Raw genomic sequence first — 17,658 nt, forward strand, 5'->3', positions numbered from 1 at the left:
GGAAATGCCTGCAAACCTTGGAAAAACCGCCTTTAGCGCCTATATCTAGTCGATCTCAGAAGCGCGATTCGGGGCCAATTTTTCGCGCTGCAAAAACGGCATCTAGACAATAGGTTTTCATGAGCGACCAGACCGAGAACACCAACGGCGCTGAAGCCGAATACGGCGCCGATTCCATCAAGGTTTTGAAGGGGTTGGATGCTGTCCGCAAGCGGCCGGGCATGTATATCGGCGACACCGATGACGGCTCGGGCCTGCATCACATGGTCTATGAGGTGGTCGACAACGCCATCGACGAGGCGCTGGCGGGCCATGCCGACCTGGTTTCGGTGACGCTCAACCCCGATGGCTCGGTGACGGTTATCGACAATGGCCGTGGCATTCCGACCGACATTCACCCCAGCGAGGGCATTTCGGCGGCCGAAGTGATCATGACGCAGCTGCATGCCGGCGGAAAATTCGACCAGAACTCCTACAAGGTGTCTGGCGGCCTGCATGGCGTCGGCGTCTCGGTGGTCAACGCGCTATCGGCCTGGCTGAAGCTCAAGATCCGCCGCAACGGGCAGATCTTCGAAATGAGCTTTACCCATGGCAATGCCGACGCGCCGCTGAAGGCGACCGGCAGCTACGAGCAGGACAAGCGCCCGGGCACGAATGAGGGCCGCAGCGGCAGCGAGGTCACCTTCTTTCCGTCGTCCGAGACCTTCACCATGGTCGAGTTCGATTTCGGCACGCTGGAGCACCGGCTGCGCGAACTCGCCTTCCTGAACTCCGGCGTGCGCATCGTGCTGACAGACGCCCGCCATGCCGATGTCGTGAGGCATGAACTGCACTATGACGGCGGCCTCGAAGAGTTCGTCAAATATCTCGACCGCGTCAAGAAACCGCTGATCGGGAAGCCGATCTCCATCAGGGCCGAGCGTGACGGCATCACCGTCGAAGTGGCGATGTGGTGGAACGACAGCTACCACGAGAATGTGCTCGCCTTCACCAACAACATTCCGCAGCGCGATGGCGGCACACATCTGGCCGGTTTTCGCGGCGCGCTGACCCGTCAGATCACCGGTTATGGCGAATCCTCGGGCCTCACCAAGAAGGAAAAGGTCTCGCTGATCGGCGACGATTGCCGCGAAGGCCTGACGGCGGTGCTGTCGGTCAAGGTTCCCGATCCGAAATTCTCGTCGCAGACCAAGGACAAGCTGGTCTCGTCGGAAGTCCGTCCCGTGGTCGAGGGGCTGGTCAACGAAGCGCTCGGCACGTGGCTCGAGGAGCATCCGGCCGAGGGCAAGGTTGTCGTCGACAAGGTGATCCAGGCCGCGGCGGCGCGCGAAGCCGCGCGCAAGGCGCGCGACATCACCCGCAAGACCTCGCTCGGCGTCACCTCGCTGCCGGGCAAGCTGGCCGACTGCCAGGAACGCGACCCGGCGAAGTCCGAAATCTTCATCGTCGAGGGCGACTCGGCCGGCGGCTCCGCCAAGGGCGGCCGCTCGCGCCAGAACCAGGCGATCCTTCCCCTACGCGGCAAGATCCTCAATGTCGAGCGGGCCCGCTTCGACCGCATGCTCTCGTCCGACATGATCGGCACACTGATCACCGCGCTCGGCACCTCGATCGGCAAGGACGAATTCAACGCCGACAAGCTGCGTTATCACAAGATCATCCTGATGACCGACGCCGACGTCGACGGCGCCCATATCAGGACCCTGCTGCTCACCTTCTTCTTCCGGCAGATGCCGGAGCTGATCGAGCGTGGCCATCTCTACATCGCCCAGCCGCCGCTCTATAAGGTGACACGCGGCAAGAGCTCGCAATACATCAAGAATGAGAGCGCCTTCGAAGAATTCCTGATCGTTTCAGGGTTGGAGGAAGCTTCCCTTACGCTTGGCTCAGGGGAAGTGCGGACCGGACAGGATCTGCACGGCGCCGTTGCCGATGCGCTGGCTGTGCGCCAGCTCATCAACGGCTTGCACACGCGCTACAACCGCAATGTCGTCGAGCAGGCGGCGATCGCCGGCGGGCTCAATCCCGATGTCTTCGCCGATCTCGGTCGCGCCAACGCGATGGCCGAGCGGATCGCGCAACGCCTCGACATCATTGCCGAGGACACCGAGCGCGGCTGGACCGGCCGCATGTCGACCTCGAACGAGGGCATCGGCGGCTATGTCTTCGAACGCACCGTGCGCAGCGTCAAGGAATATGCCCATCTCGACATGGCACTGATCAATTCCGCCGACGCACGCCAGCTCGACCGCTACGCCCAGCGCCTCAGCGAGGTCTACGGGACGCCGCCGGTGCTGCGCCGCAAGGAGTTGTCCGAAACCGTCTCGGGACCGCTGGCGCTGCTCAACGCGGTCTTCGCGACAGGACGCAAGGGACTGACCATGCAGCGCTACAAGGGTCTCGGCGAGATGAATGCCGAGCAGCTCTGGGAGACCACGCTCGACCCGAATGTGCGCTCGCTGCTGCAGGTCAAGGTCAACGACGCGACCGATGCCGACAGCCTGTTCTCGCGGCTGATGGGCGACGAGGTGGAGCCACGACGCGAATTCATCCAGGACAACGCACTGTCGGTCGCCAATCTGGATATTTGATCTCGACCCCGGATCTCGAAATTGGCGCGCCGCGGCGCGCCAATTGTTTCCATCCGCGGCAGACAAAATCATTTTATAACCTGCTGGAACGGAAGACCCTGCCGGATCGCCGGTGCTTTGGCCTGGCTCGGCTCCAGCTTGCGGCCGAGGTCGACAGCGTCGCGCAGCACGGCAAGATGCGAGCGCGACGCAACGCCAGCCGGCATCGCGACCTCGACGCCGTTTGCCGTCAGCGACCAATAGAGTGTGTGCGTGAAGATACGGCCGAGGGAACCGCGCAGCTTGACCTGGACATTCTCGACGCCGGGACCGAAATTCTCCGTCATCGATCCGGAAATCGGGTCGCCCGTCAACCAGCCATTGCCCCTGTCGAAGATGTTGGTCCACCGCGTCGCGGCAAACACCGCGCCATGGTGCACCGCGCGCTGCGGCTTGCCTGAAAGGCCGCGCCCTTCTTGATAAAGGACAGTGCCGCCGGCCACCGCCCCTTCGGCAATCGGCGGGCATGCCGAGAACAGCCGCTCGGCAATGCCGCGCCTTAATTCGGCGAGATTATACGTCACCAGAAATTCGCTGTGGGTCAGCGGGCTGCCAAGCGTGACGAAATCGCTGATCTTCCACGGCAGTGGATGGTCGGCATCCCTGGTGCGGAGTTGCCGGTAGAGCTCCCACTGATCGCGCCGGAAGCCGGCGAGATCACCCAGGCCATCGGGCCATCCAGATCCATCGGCAACAAGCGTTTCCTTTTCAATAGTTCGGATTGCCTTCAGTTTCGCCTTGTCGCGGATGGCCTCGAGTTTTCGGGGCCTGAAATCGGCCCACAATATCTGCAGGAGATCATAGGCGATCATTGACCCAAGACTGTGCGAAACCAGCACGATCCGGTCGTACGCATCGTCCATCATCAGACGCTTCAGCAGCCTCAGGCCGCGATCGCGGATCAGCGCGCGCTTCTCGACCGTTGCCGCTTCCGCTCGCACATAGGCCGCGACATCGCCAAAATAGGGAAGGCCAAACCGGTCCACGGACCAGATGATGAATGAGGCCAGGATCGTGACGAGCACGCCGGCGGCCCAGGATACATAGCCTTGCCAAACCGACGTCGCCAGCGCCAGCGACGCGCACAGGACGACGATGACGGCAAAAAGAGTGACGAGATAGAGCCCGCGGGCGTCGCGCGGAACGTCGGCGGGCTTGCGCCACAGCAGATTTGTCACCCATGCGGCAAGCCGGCCCCGTGTCGTGCCTTGCGTGATGTCGGCCCAGTAGAGCTCGTAAAAATCGGTGCGGCGGCCATCGACATCATAGGGCGTGGTGATCCGGCGAAGTTCGTACGAATTTGTCCGGCTGTCAGGTGTGATCCAGCTCTGGTTGATCTTCGCGCCAGCGGGATCGTCCGGATCGGCCACATGTGCATAAAACGGCGCGCGGGCGGGATCATGGCTCCAGACAGCCTGAACAAAACCCCGCAACGTCCCCATGGGCCGCTGTTCGCCCATGCCATGCACGATCACCACCGCCTGGCTAAGCTTGCGCGGCGCTTTTCCGGTGGCCGGTGATGCGACGGGGTCAGGCACCAACGTCTCCGTTGACGACAATCCCGTCGGCAAGACGGGAATTCGACATCGTAACCTCGAAACCGCCGTCAAGCCAAGAAAAAGCCCGGCGCTAGGCCGGGCGTATCTTGTCTCAAGGCCGCCCGGTCAGTGATCCATGGCCTTGACGATTTCCTCGGTCATCTTCTTGGCGTCGCCGAGCAGCATCATGGTGCCGTCCTTGTAGAATAGCGTGTTGTCGATGCCGGCATAGCCGGAACCGAGCGAGCGCTTGACGAACAGGCAGGTGCGCGCCTTGTCGACGTCGAGGATCGGCATGCCGTAGATCGGACTGCTCTTGTCATCACGCGCGGACGGGTTGGTGACGTCGTTGGCGCCGATGACATAGGCGACGTCGGCCTGGGCAAACTCCGAGTTGATGTCCTCGAGCTCGAACACTTCGTCGTAGGGCACGTTGGCTTCGGCGAGCAGCACGTTCATATGGCCAGGCATACGGCCGGCGACGGGGTGGATGGCGTACTTCACGTCGACGCCATTGGCCTTGAGCTTGTCGGCCATTTCACGCAGCGCGTGCTGCGCCTGCGCGACCGCCATGCCGTAACCTGGCACGATGATGACCTTCTGCGCGTTCATCATCAGATAGGCGGCATCGTCGGCCGAGCCCTGCTTGACGGTGCGCTCGATGCCGTCGGCGGCGACTGCCGCCGTCTCGCCGCCAAAGCCGCCGAGGATGACCGAGATGAACGACCGGTTCATGCCCTTGCACATGATGTAGGACAGGATCGCACCGGACGAGCCGACCAGCGCGCCGGTGATGATCAGCGCCAGATTGCCGAGCGTGAAGCCGAGTGCGGCGGCCGCCCAGCCCGAGTAGGAATTCAGCATCGACACGACGACCGGCATGTCGGCGCCGCCGATCGGAATGATCAGGAGCACGCCGAGCACCAGCGATGCGGCGACGATCAGCCAGAACACGAGCTTCGATTCGGTGGCGACCAGGAGCACGATCAGCACGATCAGGGCGATGCCAAGTGCGGCATTGATGAAATGACGGCCGCCGATCATGATCGGCTTGCCGGACATGCGGCCGTCGAGCTTCAGGAAAGCGATGACCGAGCCGGTGAAGGTGACGGCGCCGATGGCGACGCCCAGGCTCATCTCGATCAGGGCCTGGGCATGGATGTCGCCCATAGTGCCGATGCCGAAGCTTTCGGGCGCGTAGATGGCCGCGGCCGCGACCATGACGGCAGCGAGACCGACGAGGCTGTGGAAAGCGGCGACCAGTTGCGGCATCGAGGTCATGGCGATGCGGCGCGCGGTCACGGCCCCGACGCCGCCGCCGATGGCGAGACCGAGCACGATCAGACCGTAGCGGCCGGCCGACGGGACCAACGGGACTGCCAGCGCCAATGTGGTGGCAATGGCGATGCCCATGCCGATCATGCCGTAGAGATTGCCCTGGCGGCTGGTGGTCGGGTGTGACAGGCCGCGCAGCGCCATGATGAACAGGACGCCGGAAACCAGATAGAGGAAGGACGCGAAGTTGGCGTTCATGGCGCTCTACTTGTCCTTCTTCTTGTACATGGCCAGCATGCGCTGGGTGACGAGAAAGCCGCCAAAGATGTTGACCGAGACCAGCATCAGCGCGACGAAGCCAAAGCCGGCTGCGACGCCGGAGGCCGCTATGCCGACCGCGAGCAGCGCGCCGACGACGATGACCGAGGAAATGGCGTTGGTGACCGCCATCAGCGGCGTGTGCAGTGCAGGGGTCACCGACCAGACGACGTAGTAGCCGACGAAGATCGCCAGGATGAAGATGGCGAAACGGAAGACGAAGGGGTCGATGGCGCCGCCCGACAGCGCGTGCGCGGCGTCACCGGCGGCCTCAGTGCCGCCCGGGGCATTAGCCAGGTTCTTCACCGCGAGCCTGACGGCGGCACTCGCCTGGTCGAGCTGGTCCAGGGCTTTCTGCAAGGTCTGATCCATCACGCGGTCCCTTTCGGCTTCGGCGAGGGTGACTTGGATGCGGCGGTCTTCCGGGTCGCTGACTTCTTCGGCGCAGCCGAAGCATCGGCGACCATGGTCGTGGCCGGGATCGCGGGCGGCTCGATATAAGGCTGCTGGTCGGCCTTGGCGAAGGCCGGATGGACGACCTTGCCGCCATCGGTCAGCATCGTCGCCTTGACGAGATCGTCTTCGCGGTTGATGGCCAGCGTCTTGGTGGTCTTGTCGACCAGCGTCTCGAGGAATGCGAACAGGTTCCTGGCATAGAGCAGCGAGGCGGATGCCGCGATGCGACCCGGCACGTTGAGATGGCCGACGATCTTCACATTGTTGGCGGTGGTGACGATCTTGCCTGGCTGGGCACCCTCGACATTGCCGCCACGCTCGACGGCGAGGTCGACGATCACCGAGCCGGGCTTCATCGAGGCGACCATGGCGGCCGAGACGAGCTTCGGCGCCGGCCGGCCGGGGATCAGCGCCGTGGTGATGACGATGTCCTGCTTGGCGATATGCTCGGCGGTGAGTGCCGCCTGCTTGGCCTGATAGTCCTTCGACATTTCCTTGGCGTAGCCGCCCGCGGTCTCGGCGGCCTTGAACTCGTCGTCCTCGACCGCCAGGAATTTTGCGCCGAGCGAGGCGACCTGTTCCTTGGCGGCGGGCCGAACGTCGGTGGCGGTGACGACCGCGCCGAGACGGCGCGCGGTGGCGATCGCCTGCAGGCCGGCGACGCCGACACCCATGATGAAGACCTTCGCCGCCGGCACCGTGCCCGCGGCCGTCATCATCATCGGCAGCGCCCGGTCATATTCGGCGGCTCCGTCGATCACCGCTTGGTAGCCGGCAAGATTGGCCTGGCTGGACAGCACGTCCATCGATTGCGCGCGGGTGATGCGCGGCATGAACTCCATCGAGAAGGCGGTGACACCTGCGTTGGCAAGGGCCGCGACTTCAGCATCATTGCCGTAGGGATCCATGATGGCGATCACCGCTGCGCCGGCTTTGTAGCCCTTCAGCTCAGCATGCGTTGGCCGGCGAACCTTCAGCACGACGTCGGCCTTGGCGACATCGGCGGCCTTGCCGATCACGGCGCCTGCCTTGGCAAACTCCTCGTCGGGGATGCGCGAGCGGGTGCCGGCACCGGCTTCGACGATGATGTCGAAGCCCAGCCCCGCCAGCCGCTTCACCGTATCGGGCGAGGCGGCAACGCGCGGCTCGTTCGCATCGAGCTCACGAGGGATGAAAACCGTCTGTCCCACCGCATGATCCTTTCGGCTGGAACCTGTCTGCGCGAAGTGTCGGCCGGGATATCCGGCTACTTCAACCGCAAGAGGGTTTTTGGAAGGTCTATCGCAGAATGAAGGCGCCGACGGCCAGAATAAGCACGAACAGGATCAGCGCAGAGAAGAAGCCGCCCGCGAAGAAGCCGAAAGCCATCGCCAGGAGAAGCGCACCGCAGAAGAGCGAACCATATTTGGCCAGCGCCAGGAAGCCCGCATAGGTGCGGTCATGCTCGGCATAGTCCATCTTCGCGCCCAGTTCTGCAGGACCGCTCGGCGTATGCTCAGCCATAGGAATACCCCTTCGAAGACATCTTTCAGGCACATACCGAAAAGCCGCGCGGAGAGCAATGGCGCTATTGCCGCATCGCAGCCGACAACTGCCTCAAGGGAAAATTGAAGCCGGCGGGCCGATGTCCGAAGGGATGGGTTTTGCGCGAGGCCTGCCCAGCGTCTCAGCCAGCAAGGTGAGGAAAAAGCCCGAGCAGCCCAACGATGATCAGATAGAGCGCGACGATATAGTTCAGCAGCCGCGGCATGATCAGGATCAGCACACCGGCGATCAGCGAGATCAGCGGCGTGAGCGCGAGCGAGTGGATGGTCATGACCCGTATTCCTTCCCACGAACAATCCGACATGGGCCCGGGGCGAACGCCCGTTGGGCAGAATTGCGGCGACACTCGATGGCGACGCCACTACTTATAACGGCGAAGCCGCGGGAAAGGTTCATGATGCCAGGGACGGCGCCCGTTCAGGCAGCGTCGCGATAATATTTCGCCGTCGGTACGATGGACAGCGGCGTCAGCCGGTTGATGGCCGGATTGGCGAACATCATCCGCTGCTCCACCGCCGTCGACTTAAAGAATGGGAACCGATCGAGTGTCTGGCGCAAGTTTTCGCCGCAGGGGATCTCGAACAGAGCGATCGGCGCAAGAACACCCGGGAATACCTTGCCCTCTGTCCTCTGAATGGCATGGAAGATGCGAGCATAGTAAGCGGAATGCTCGATCTTGATTGGCGTAAGCACTGCCGTGAGGTTAAAGTAACTGGCGGCCACCATGCCAAGCCTGAGCGTCAGAAAAGGCAGGACTCCGGGCGCGGGCGCACTGTCGGCATCGGTTGCGAAGCGAGTCCCGTCGATGAACGTCTCTCCGCGGGCGAGCCGTTCGGTCAATATTTCCGGATAGGCGTCGACGGACGGCGAATAGGGGTGCTCTCGGGAAATGTAGTGGAGCCGTAGTGTGCTGACCAAGTGTCCATCGAAATAGACGCCGAACCGATAGGAATTCGGCAGATTGTCCCAGCGATCCTCGAACATCCCGCTGGCGATCGGGCCGCACATGCCCGATTGAAGGTAAGATTGATAGCGGAGGCGGTAGATCGCCTCCAGGTCCTCGCCTCCAGTGATGAGACGATAGTCGACGTGCTCCAGCAATTGCATGATCGACTGGTTCAGCGCCGACCCAGCATTTGCGCCGGCGCCAGCCCGCGCATCGTTTCTCGCAGCATCCATTCTCAAGTCCTCGTATCCGCCTCTGAACAGGCTATTCGAGTTGAAATGAGACACAAGCCGAAAATTCGACCCTCCCGATTTACCACTTGTTAACCTTAACAACCGGAGATCCTGGCGGCAGAGTGATGCTAGCTAAAGGAGCAGTTTGGGAGTCCATATCCAAGTTCGCGCGAAAACTACTGAGCGCTTTGCTTGGAATTGTTCCTAGTCGCTATCAAATGTGCCTCAAATATGCTGGTTCGTACCAGCCCGCTGCACGATCCAAGCAAGGCACATCATTGACTTCAATGGGCGGGAATTTGCGGCGAAAGCTAGCCGGCTGTACGCTTGGCGGCGAGACGCAGGTCCGCGGCAAATGGCCAGGTGACGTTCGACATCGTCTCGATGCCCGACGCGCTGAGCGCTGCGCCGAACAGGAAGCCCTGGACAAGATCCGGCTTCACCGAATCCATGAGGACCTTAAGCTGCTCGAATGTCTCCACGCCTTCGATGGTGACGGTGAGCCCCAGGATACGGGTCAGGTCGACGACGCCCTTCAACAGCTCGAGCGAGCGCGGATTGTGGGTGATGTCCATCACGAACGATCGGTCGATCTTGATCTTGTCGAGTGGAAGCTTGTGCAGATAGCTCAGGCTTGAATAGCCGGTGCCGAAATCGTCGAGGGCGATGCGGACGCCGAGCTGCTTCAGTTCCTCGATATATTGGCGGGTCAAGGACTTGTCATCGAGCAGCGCGGTTTCCGTGACTTCGATCTCCAGGCGGCTGGCGGCGAGGCCGGAGTTCGCCAACGCATCGCGCACCTTCTGGATGACGTCGCGGCTGCGGAAATCCCTGGCCGAGAGATTGACCGAGACGCTGGTCTGGTCAGGCCATTTGGCGCATTCGGTACAAGCTGCATGAAGCACGAAGGTGCTGATCTCGGAAATGATGCCCATCTCCTCGGCCAGCGGAATGAAGATGCTGGGCGAAATCGGTCCGAGATCGGGATGGTCCCAGCGGCAGAGCGCCTCGCAGCTGGCGATGCGCATAGTGTTCATAGCAACGATCGGCTGGTAGACGACCCGCAGGTCCCTGCTTTCCACGGCACTGCGCAGATCCGCCTTCATCAGCTGGCGGTTGCGGAACGCGGCATCCATCGCCGCCTCGAACAGCCGCCAACCGTTCTTGCCGAGCTCCTTGGCCTTGTAGAGCGCCAGGTCCGCCTTGACGATCATGGCGTCGACATCGGTCCCGCCGACCTTGGACAGCACCGCGCCGGCGCTGGCCTGGATCCGTAACCCGTGGCCCGCGACGTCGACCTCGCCCTGCAGCTCGGCGAAAATCCGGTCGAGCAGGCTCTCCAGGTGGCTCTCGTCATCGATGCGGTCGAAGAACAGCATGAACTCGTCGCCGCCGAAGCGGCTGACGGTAAGGCCTTGCCCCGCGATGGCCGCCAGGCGGTCGGCGACGGCGTAGATCAGGCCATCGCCGACAGGATGGCCGAGCGTGTCGTTGACGCTCTTGAAATCGTCGAGGTCGATCACGGCGAGGCCGCACAGGCGATCGCGGTCGCCGGAGGCCATCAGCTCGCCGACCAGTTCATGGAAATAGGCGCGGTTGGGAAGGCCGGTCAGATTGTCGTAGCGCGCCATGAACCGGATCTTGTCCTCCGCTTCGACGCGCGCCGTAACATCCTCGAAGGTGATCACGCCGAGTTCCTGGCTGCCTTCACGCGCGGAGAATTCGTAATGCTGGCCGTTGGCGAGCGAAACAAGCACCTTGCGGTCCCTGCCCTCGCGCAGGGCGCGCGTCAGCTGCGCCTCGACGTAGCGGCAGTCCTTCGGCGCCAGCATGCCGCCGGCAACGCCGCGCATCAGAAGGCCGTGGATGGAGCGCCCGAGCAGCGCGTCGGCCGATTTCAGCGACATCAGGTGAGCGGCCTCGGCGTTGGCGACCGCGACGCGCCCGTCAGGGCCGAGCATGACCAGGCCGTGCGACATGGTGTTGAGCGCACGGTCGAACCTGCGCGTTATGCTTTTCGCCTGCTGGTGGCCGATGACCGCGGAAAACAGCACATTACGAACATGGTCGGCGCTATTGATGGTGATGAACGTCATCGGGAAGATCATCAGACCTAGGACGAGAGACGGGCCATCCATACGCAGCAGGAGTGCAAGTGCCGCCGGACCGATGAAGGTTACCGAAAAAATCCGCACCATGCGCGGAGACCCGTAGTTGCGGGCGACAACCGTGACCAGGGTTGCCAGCGTCAGCGACATCGCCGCCAGTTCGGCGAATGGGTCGGGATACACATAGATCGACACGAAGCACAGCGCACCCAACCCGAGGCCCTGCAAGCAGCCCTTGAGGATGTAGCTGCGCTCCAGTCGGTGCGCGTGTTCTACATCGGCAATCACACCGCCCGTCTTCAGGAAGCTGCGAATACCGAAATAACGGAGAAGGCTGATCGGCAGCAGAATAAAGGAAAAGGCCAGAAACAACGGATTTTGCGTGCGCAGATAAATCGTGAACCCGAGGATCCAGTAGCACGCACCACCGATTACCAACATGTGCGCGTTGTCGAACAACGACCGCACAAATTGGATATAAACATCCGCGGGGATGCTTTCGGTCTTTGTTTTGCCCATATGGTCGGCCCAACGCTAGGCCTTGTCATGCCACAACCGCCTTAAGAAAGGCTTAGAACAGGGGGGTTAGCAACGGCTTCGGTCCGCCTGCCAAGGCGAGAGGGCCTTACAGCCCGAAAAAGGCTTGGTGGGGGAATCACTCAGCGGCACTGAGAACCGGTATCGGCATCGTTTGGGTCAGCCGCTGGAGCAGTCTGGAACGCTCGCCCGCCGCCTTTTCGGCGCTTGCCCGCCGGACGTGGCCATAGCCGCGGATCAGCGCCGGGACCGAGGCCAGGGCTACCGCGGCCTCGATTTTGCCCGGCGCCAGCGAGCTGGCCACGAGCTGCAGATCGGCTTCGTACTGCGCCAGCAATTGCCGTTCCATGCGCCGCTCGGCGGTGTAGCCGAACAGGTCGAAAGCCGTGCCGCGCAGGCCCTTCATCGCCGCCAGCAGGCGAAAGCCCTTCATCATCCAAGGCCCGAAGCTCGATTTCCTCGGCTTGCCGTCATTGCCGCGACGCCCCATGATCGGCGGCGCGAGATGGAATTCGAGCTTCTCATAGCTCTGGAACTGCTTGCCAAGCTCGGCGGCGAAGGAGCCGTCGGTGTAGAGCCGCGCCACCTCGTATTCGTCCTTGATCGCCATCAGCTTGAACAGGCTTTTGGCGGCGGCCTCGGTCACGGTCGTCGAACCCGGCATGGCCTTGGTTTCCGCCGCTCGCAGCGTCGAGATCCTGTCGGCGTAGCGCTTGCCGTAAGCAGCGTTCTGATAGGCCGTGAGGAAAGTGCCTCGGCGGGCGATGATCTCGTCGAGCGTCTCGGCGACCGGCGCGGTCTGCCCGGTCTTGTCGGCGAAGGTTGAGCCCGGCTGGGCGACGAGGCCGCGCACAAAATCCGGCTGATGTGCGGCGCGGCGGCCCCACTGGAAAGCGGCGATGTTCATCGCTACCGCTTCGCCGTTCAATTCAATGGCCTTTTCAACGGCTTCGGCCGAGAGCGGCAGACCACCGTGCTGGAAGGCAAAGCCAAGCATGAACATATTGGCGCCGAGCGAATTGCCGAACAGTGCGGTGGCGGTACGGGTGGCGTCGAAGAAATGGGCCTTGTCGTCGCCGGCGGCGGACCGGATCGCCTTCTTCAGGCGCTCGACCGGCAGCGAGAAATCGGCCGATCGGGCAAATTCGCCCGGCATGATCTCGGCGGTGTTGGCAAGGAAGATCGTATGGCCCTCGCGCACCGCCGTCAGCACCTTCTTGGCCCCCGATACGACGAGATCGCAGCCGAGCACGAGGTCGGCCTTGCCCGCCGAAACGCGGATGGCATTGATGTCTTCGGGTGTGCGGGCAATGCGGACATGGGTGAACACAGAGCCGCCCTTCTGGGCGAGGCCGGCCATGTCGATCATGCCGCAACCCTTGTCCTCCAGATGCGCCGCCATGCCGAGCACGGCGCCGACGGTGACGACGCCGGTGCCCCCGACGCCGTCGATGATCGCCGCCCACCCCTCGACGCCGAGCGGGAATTCGGCCGGTGTCGGTACACCTTCGAGCGGGTCGGCCCTGCCGGCCAGGCCTTCTGCCTTGCGGATCTTGGCACCGTGCACGGTGACGAAGGACGGGCAGAAGCCGTTGACGCAGGAGAAGTCCTTGTTGCAGCTCGACTGGTCGATCTTGCGCTTGCGGCCAAATTCGGTCTCGACCGGCTGGATCGAGACGCAGTTCGACTGCACACCGCAATCGCCGCAGCCTTCGCAGACCAGTTCGTTGATGAAGACGCGCTTGTCAGGATCGGGAAAAGTGCCGCGCTTGCGGCGGCGGCGCTTTTCGGCGGCGCAGGTCTGGTCGTAGAGCAGGATCGATACGCCCTTGACCTCGCGCAGCTCGCGCTGGACCAGATCGAGGTCGTCGCGGTCGTGGATAGTCGCGCCCGCCGGAAACTCGGCCTTCCCAGCATATTTGTCGGGCTCGTCGGTGACGATGGCGATGCGGTCGACGCCCTCCGCCCGCACCTGCCTGGCGATCATGTCCACGGTCAGCCCGCCTTCATGCGGCTGGCCGCCGGTCATGGCGACGGCGTCGTTGTAGAGGATCTTGTAGGTGATGTTGGCTTCGCTCGACAGGGCGAAGCGGATCGCCAGCGTGCCGGAATGGTTGTAGGTGCCGTCGCCGAGATTCTGGAAGATGTGGCCGCGCTTCGAGAACGGCGCCTGGCCTACCCATTGCGCGCCCTCGCCGCCCATGGCGGTGAAGCCGAGCGTGTTGCGGTCCATCCAGAGCGCCATGAAGTGGCAGCCGATGCCGGCGGCGGCGATCGAGCCGTCCGGCACCTTGGTCGAGGAATTGTGCGGACAGCCCGAACAGAAGAAGGGCGTGCGCGATCCGATGTCGGTAGCGTCCTTCAGCATCGCCTGGAACTGGCGCAACTTCGCGACCCTTGCCGAAATCTCTTCGGACGGGCCGATGGTCTTCACGATCCTCTCGCCCAGTGCAATGGCGATCTCGTTGGGGTCCAGCGCCCCCTTGGCCGGGAACAGCCAGTCGCCGCGCTCGTCCTTCTTGCCGACGATGACCGGCTGCATGGCGGTGCCATAAAGGCTTTCGCGCAGTTGCACCTCGATCAGCGAGCGTTTCTCCTCGACGACGACGATGGTGTCGAGACCGCGCGCGAACTCGGCGATGTGCTGCAGGTCGAGCGGCCAGGGGCAGCCGACCTTGAACAGCCGCACGCCGATGCGGTTGGCTTCCGCCTCGTCGATGCCGATATCCTCCAGCGCCTGGCGGACGTCGAGATAGCTCTTGCCCAGCGTGATGATGCCGAGCTTCGGATTGCGGCCGCCCGAATAGACGATCCTGTTCAGCCCATTGGTATGGATGAAGGCGGAGGCCGCGGCACGCTTGTGCTCATGCAACCGCTCTTCCTGGCCGAGCATGTCGATCTCGTGGCGGATGTTGAGCCCGCCCGGCGGCATGTCGAAATCCGGGACGACGATGTTCAACCGTTCGAGCGAGGCATCGACCGAAGCTGTCGATTCGATATTGTCCTTGACGCATTTGATCGCCGCCCAGGTGCCGGCGAAGCGCGACATGGCAAAGCCATACAGGCCGTAGTCGATGATCTCCTGGACTCCGGCCGGGTTCAGGATCGGCACCATGGTGTCGACGAAGAGGAATTCGGTGGCGTGCGCATTGGTCGAGGATTCGGCCATGTGGTCGTCACCCATGAGCGCAAGGACGCCGCCATATCTAGACGAGCCGGCGAGATTGGCGTGGCGGAACACATCGCCCGAACGATCGACTCCCGGACCCTTGCCGTACCAGACCGAAAAGACGCCGTCATGGGTGCCCTCGCCCAGCAGTTCCGTCTGCTGCGAGCCCCAGCAGGCGGTGGCGGCAAGCTCCTCGTTGAGGCCCGGCTGGAAAACGATGTCGGCGCCAGCGAGCTGCTTTTTCGCCTTCCAAAGCTGCATATCCAGGCCGCCTAGCGGCGAGCCGCGATAGCCCGAGACAAAGCCTGCCGTGTTCAGGCCGTCGCGGCGGTCGCGCTCGCGCTGCATCAGGAGCATGCGGATGACCGCCTGCGCGCCGGACAGGAAGATGCGCTCCTTACCAAGATCGAATTTGTCGTCGAGCGCGACATCATGCAGCGTCATCAGGCATTTCCTCTGCGAAGGCCGCGCGCGGCAGCGGCCAACGTCGGGATCGGATGACGCATCCTTTCTTCCCTTGCAAGACAGGTCAAACAAAATCGAAAGGACCAGCCAACGCGCAACAAACAGTCCGGCGGGTGCTGGGCCGCGCATGAAAGCGTGGGCCGACAGCGCGACGGTGCACAAAAATTCCGGGCGAAATCGATGCCGTCGGACGGCGTCAGCCGGCTTTCGAGCAGTCCAGCTTCGGCTCGCCCGGCAGCTTGCCGTCGGGATGGCCGACGAGATCGGGATTGGCCGTGTAGAGCTGGTCGATGACCAATGGCCGGTCAGGCAGGATGGACTGGTCTTCGGTCGACATCAGCGTGGTGTCGATGGTCTGCAGGACGGCACCGTCGGCGCCCTTGATGCTGATGGCGATGGCATAGGGCTTGTTCTTGACGACGCAGGTGAGCGCCGGGCTTTCCAGGCTCACCTTGTCGAGCTTCGGCCAGATCTTCTGTTCGACCACGAAGGGCGCGCCGCCGGCCGGATTCTGGAAACTGGCGACCGCCACCTGACCCTCGCCCATCGGCCGCAAGGGCCGCAGCGTCACGACATAGGTCGCCCTGGCGAGACGGTAATTGAAGATGAATATCTTGCCGGATACCTCGAACAGCTTGCCCTCGCCGCCGGTATCGCGACAGGCGCCGAGTGCCATCGCCGTTACCAGCGCCACGCCAACAACGATCAAGCGGGAAAGAATTCTAGCCATTCCTGACCTCATTGGCCGCGATGCGGCGGCGATAGTGGCGGCTTGCCTTCTGCCTGTTGCCGCACACCGCCATGTCGCACCAAAGGCGGCTGGAATTGCGGCTTCTGTCGACGAACAGCCAGGTGCAGTTGGGGCAGATCCTGAGCCTCGCGACCGTGTCGTCGCGCAGCAGTGAAAGAGCTGAAACCGCCAGCGCCGCCTCGAAGGCGATCGGCGTCGCCGGATCGCCGAACGGCCGTCCCGGCGCCCCGATCTCGGTCCGGCCGGCGGCCAGGCCGTCGGCGCAGGCCCGCAGGAATTCGGGCAGGTCGGCGGTGGCGACAGCGCCCTTCGAGACCGCGCCCCGGAACAGCCGGTCGGTCGTCTCGCGGATCGACAGCACGACGGGCGCGATTGCAGCCGGCGAGGACACCGCCAGCCGCCTGTCGCCAAGCTCGACGGCGCGAAAGCCGCTGGCCGCGTCGGAGAAGCGTGCGATTTCGGCCGGATCGTCGAAGCGGTCGAACGTGCGCGCCGGATCGCCACGGAGCACGACGGTGTTTGCCGTGTCGAGCGCAAGCAGGCCGCCGGTGAAGCGGTGCGGGGTCCAGGCGACTGTCATTCCGAAAATCTAACCGATAAATCGCATTTGACAAGTTAGATTCGGCGATGCAAACCTCAGATGCGCACGGTATGATCGCCTCTATCCGATCCGCTCCTGTCCGATCCGCTCTTGGGCGGGATGCTTCTGGTGTTGTCGAGCATGCTCTATTTCTTCCAGCAGGTGCTGAACGGGCTGCATTCGGGCGCGCTTTATGCCCTGCTCGCCTTCGGCTACGTGCTGACCAACGGCATCCTGCACCGCACCAACCTCGCCTATGGCGCGCTGTTTGCCTTCTGCGGCCAGGCAATGATCCTGAGCGTCGCCTTCGGCTACCAGGTGCTGTGGTTCACACTGCTGGCTTCGGTGCTGTTCGGCGTCGTCGCGGCGTTTCTCTATGCCGCGCTCATCAGCCATGTCCTGTCACGCAGCGTCTTTGAACCATTGGCGGACCGCTCGCCCAATGCCATCGTGGTGACGACGCTCGGCATCCTGATCGTCCTGTCGGAAGCAAGCCGCATCGCGGCCGACACGCATGATCTGTGGCTGCCGCCGATGCTGGCCGAACCCATCGTTTTCGCCGAAGGCTCCGGTTTCAAGGCGACGCTGACGCTGATCCAGGTGCTCGACTGCGTCGTGGTCCTGGCGGCGGTCGCACTCGCTACATGGGCGTTTGCCCACTCAAACTTCGGCCGGTGCTGGCGTGCCGTCTCCGACGACCCCAGGGCCGCCGCCCTGTGCGGCGTCGACGTGCGTGGCGTGTTTAGGCGCGCCGTGCTGTTCGGAGGCTTCTGCGCCGCACTGGCCGGGGTCATGGCCAGTCTCTATTACGGCAATGTCAGCTTCGGTTCCGGCTTGGTCTACGGCCTGAAGATCCTGTTCGTGACGGCTGTCGGCGGCTATCTCTCGCCGCCAAGGGCCGCGCTGGGAGCGGCCGCTTTCGGCATGGCCGAATCATTGTGGGCCGGCTATTTCCCGGTCGAATGGCGCGATGCGTGGATGTATCTGTTCCTGGTGGCCATGCTGATCCTGATCGGCGCCGGCCGCGACACCGGCAAGGTCGTCTGAACCCCATCAGACTTTGGTTGCATGACGTATCGTCAGGCTGCGGTTTTCCACCGTGCCGCA

Annotated in this window: 13 protein-coding genes; 2 read left to right on the forward strand and 11 right to left on the reverse strand. The window is 63.1% G+C overall.

Annotation, left to right across the window (positions count from 1 at the left end; all coding sequences use genetic code 11):
- Window positions 1–119: 119 nt before the first annotated feature.
- Complete coding sequence (gyrB, locus tag O7A70_RS20390) at window positions 120–2,591, forward strand: DNA topoisomerase (ATP-hydrolyzing) subunit B (RefSeq protein ID WP_337141988.1); 2,472 nt, start codon at window positions 120–122, stop codon at window positions 2,589–2,591.
- Between the two features lie 68 nt (window positions 2,592–2,659).
- On the opposite strand, the gene O7A70_RS20395 is transcribed toward gyrB, so the two are convergent.
- The 11 genes from O7A70_RS20395 to O7A70_RS20445 all read right to left on the reverse strand — a co-directional run bounded on the left by O7A70_RS20395 (window position 2,660) and on the right by O7A70_RS20445 (window position 16,551).
- Window positions 2,660–4,168: a hypothetical protein gene (locus O7A70_RS20395; RefSeq protein ID WP_337141989.1), complete on the reverse strand. Its 1,509-nt coding sequence runs from the start codon at window positions 4,166–4,168 to the stop codon at window positions 2,660–2,662.
- Window positions 4,169–4,294: 126 nt separating this feature from the next.
- Window positions 4,295–5,701, reverse strand: a complete 1,407-nt coding sequence (locus O7A70_RS20400) for an NAD(P)(+) transhydrogenase (Re/Si-specific) subunit beta (RefSeq protein WP_337141990.1) — start codon at window positions 5,699–5,701, stop codon at window positions 4,295–4,297.
- Window positions 5,702–5,707: 6 nt separating this feature from the next.
- Window positions 5,708–6,133, reverse strand: a complete 426-nt coding sequence (locus O7A70_RS20405) for an NAD(P) transhydrogenase subunit alpha (RefSeq protein ID WP_442921196.1) — start codon at window positions 6,131–6,133, stop codon at window positions 5,708–5,710.
- Entirely contained in the window at window positions 6,133–7,407 is a 1,275-nt protein-coding gene (locus O7A70_RS20410) for a Re/Si-specific NAD(P)(+) transhydrogenase subunit alpha (protein ID WP_337141992.1), read from the reverse strand. The genes O7A70_RS20405 and O7A70_RS20410 overlap by 1 nt, the downstream gene beginning before the upstream one ends.
- Before the next feature lie 88 nt (window positions 7,408–7,495).
- Entirely contained in the window at window positions 7,496–7,720 is a 225-nt protein-coding gene (locus O7A70_RS20415) for an aa3-type cytochrome c oxidase subunit IV (protein WP_027142816.1), read from the reverse strand.
- Between the two features lie 163 nt (window positions 7,721–7,883).
- Window positions 7,884–8,033, reverse strand: a complete 150-nt coding sequence (locus O7A70_RS20420) for a DUF3096 domain-containing protein (protein WP_337141993.1) — start codon at window positions 8,031–8,033, stop codon at window positions 7,884–7,886.
- Between the two features lie 146 nt (window positions 8,034–8,179).
- Entirely contained in the window at window positions 8,180–8,941 is a 762-nt protein-coding gene (locus O7A70_RS20425) for an N-acyl amino acid synthase FeeM domain-containing protein (RefSeq protein WP_337141994.1), read from the reverse strand.
- 311 nt (window positions 8,942–9,252) lie between these two features.
- Window positions 9,253–11,568, reverse strand: coding sequence for a putative bifunctional diguanylate cyclase/phosphodiesterase (locus O7A70_RS20430; protein WP_337141995.1), 2,316 nt, complete (start codon window positions 11,566–11,568; stop codon window positions 9,253–9,255).
- Window positions 11,569–11,704: 136 nt separating this feature from the next.
- The gene (locus O7A70_RS20435) at window positions 11,705–15,199 is read right to left on the reverse strand and encodes an indolepyruvate ferredoxin oxidoreductase family protein (protein ID WP_337141996.1); all 3,495 of its coding nucleotides are present in this window, start codon (window positions 15,197–15,199) and stop codon (window positions 11,705–11,707) included.
- A 217-nt stretch (window positions 15,200–15,416) separates the two neighbouring features.
- Window positions 15,417–15,950, reverse strand: a complete 534-nt coding sequence (locus O7A70_RS20440; RefSeq protein ID WP_337141997.1) for a hypothetical protein — start codon at window positions 15,948–15,950, stop codon at window positions 15,417–15,419.
- Window positions 15,943–16,551, reverse strand: coding sequence for a CGNR zinc finger domain-containing protein (locus O7A70_RS20445; RefSeq protein WP_337141998.1), 609 nt, complete (start codon window positions 16,549–16,551; stop codon window positions 15,943–15,945). Before O7A70_RS20445 ends, O7A70_RS20440 begins: the two co-directional genes overlap by 8 nt.
- Window positions 16,552–16,692: 141 nt before the next feature.
- Here O7A70_RS20445 and O7A70_RS20450 point away from each other — a divergent pair, with 141 nt between their 5' ends.
- Window positions 16,693–17,598 (forward strand): branched-chain amino acid ABC transporter permease, encoded by a 906-nt coding sequence (locus tag O7A70_RS20450; RefSeq protein ID WP_337142278.1) that lies wholly within the window; start codon window positions 16,693–16,695, stop codon window positions 17,596–17,598.
- The last annotated feature ends 60 nt before the right edge of the window (window positions 17,599–17,658 follow it).

The sequence above is a fragment of the Mesorhizobium sp. Cs1299R1N1 genome (genome assembly GCF_037179655.1).
GTDB classification, from domain to species: domain Bacteria; phylum Pseudomonadota; class Alphaproteobacteria; order Rhizobiales; family Rhizobiaceae; genus Mesorhizobium; species Mesorhizobium salmacidum.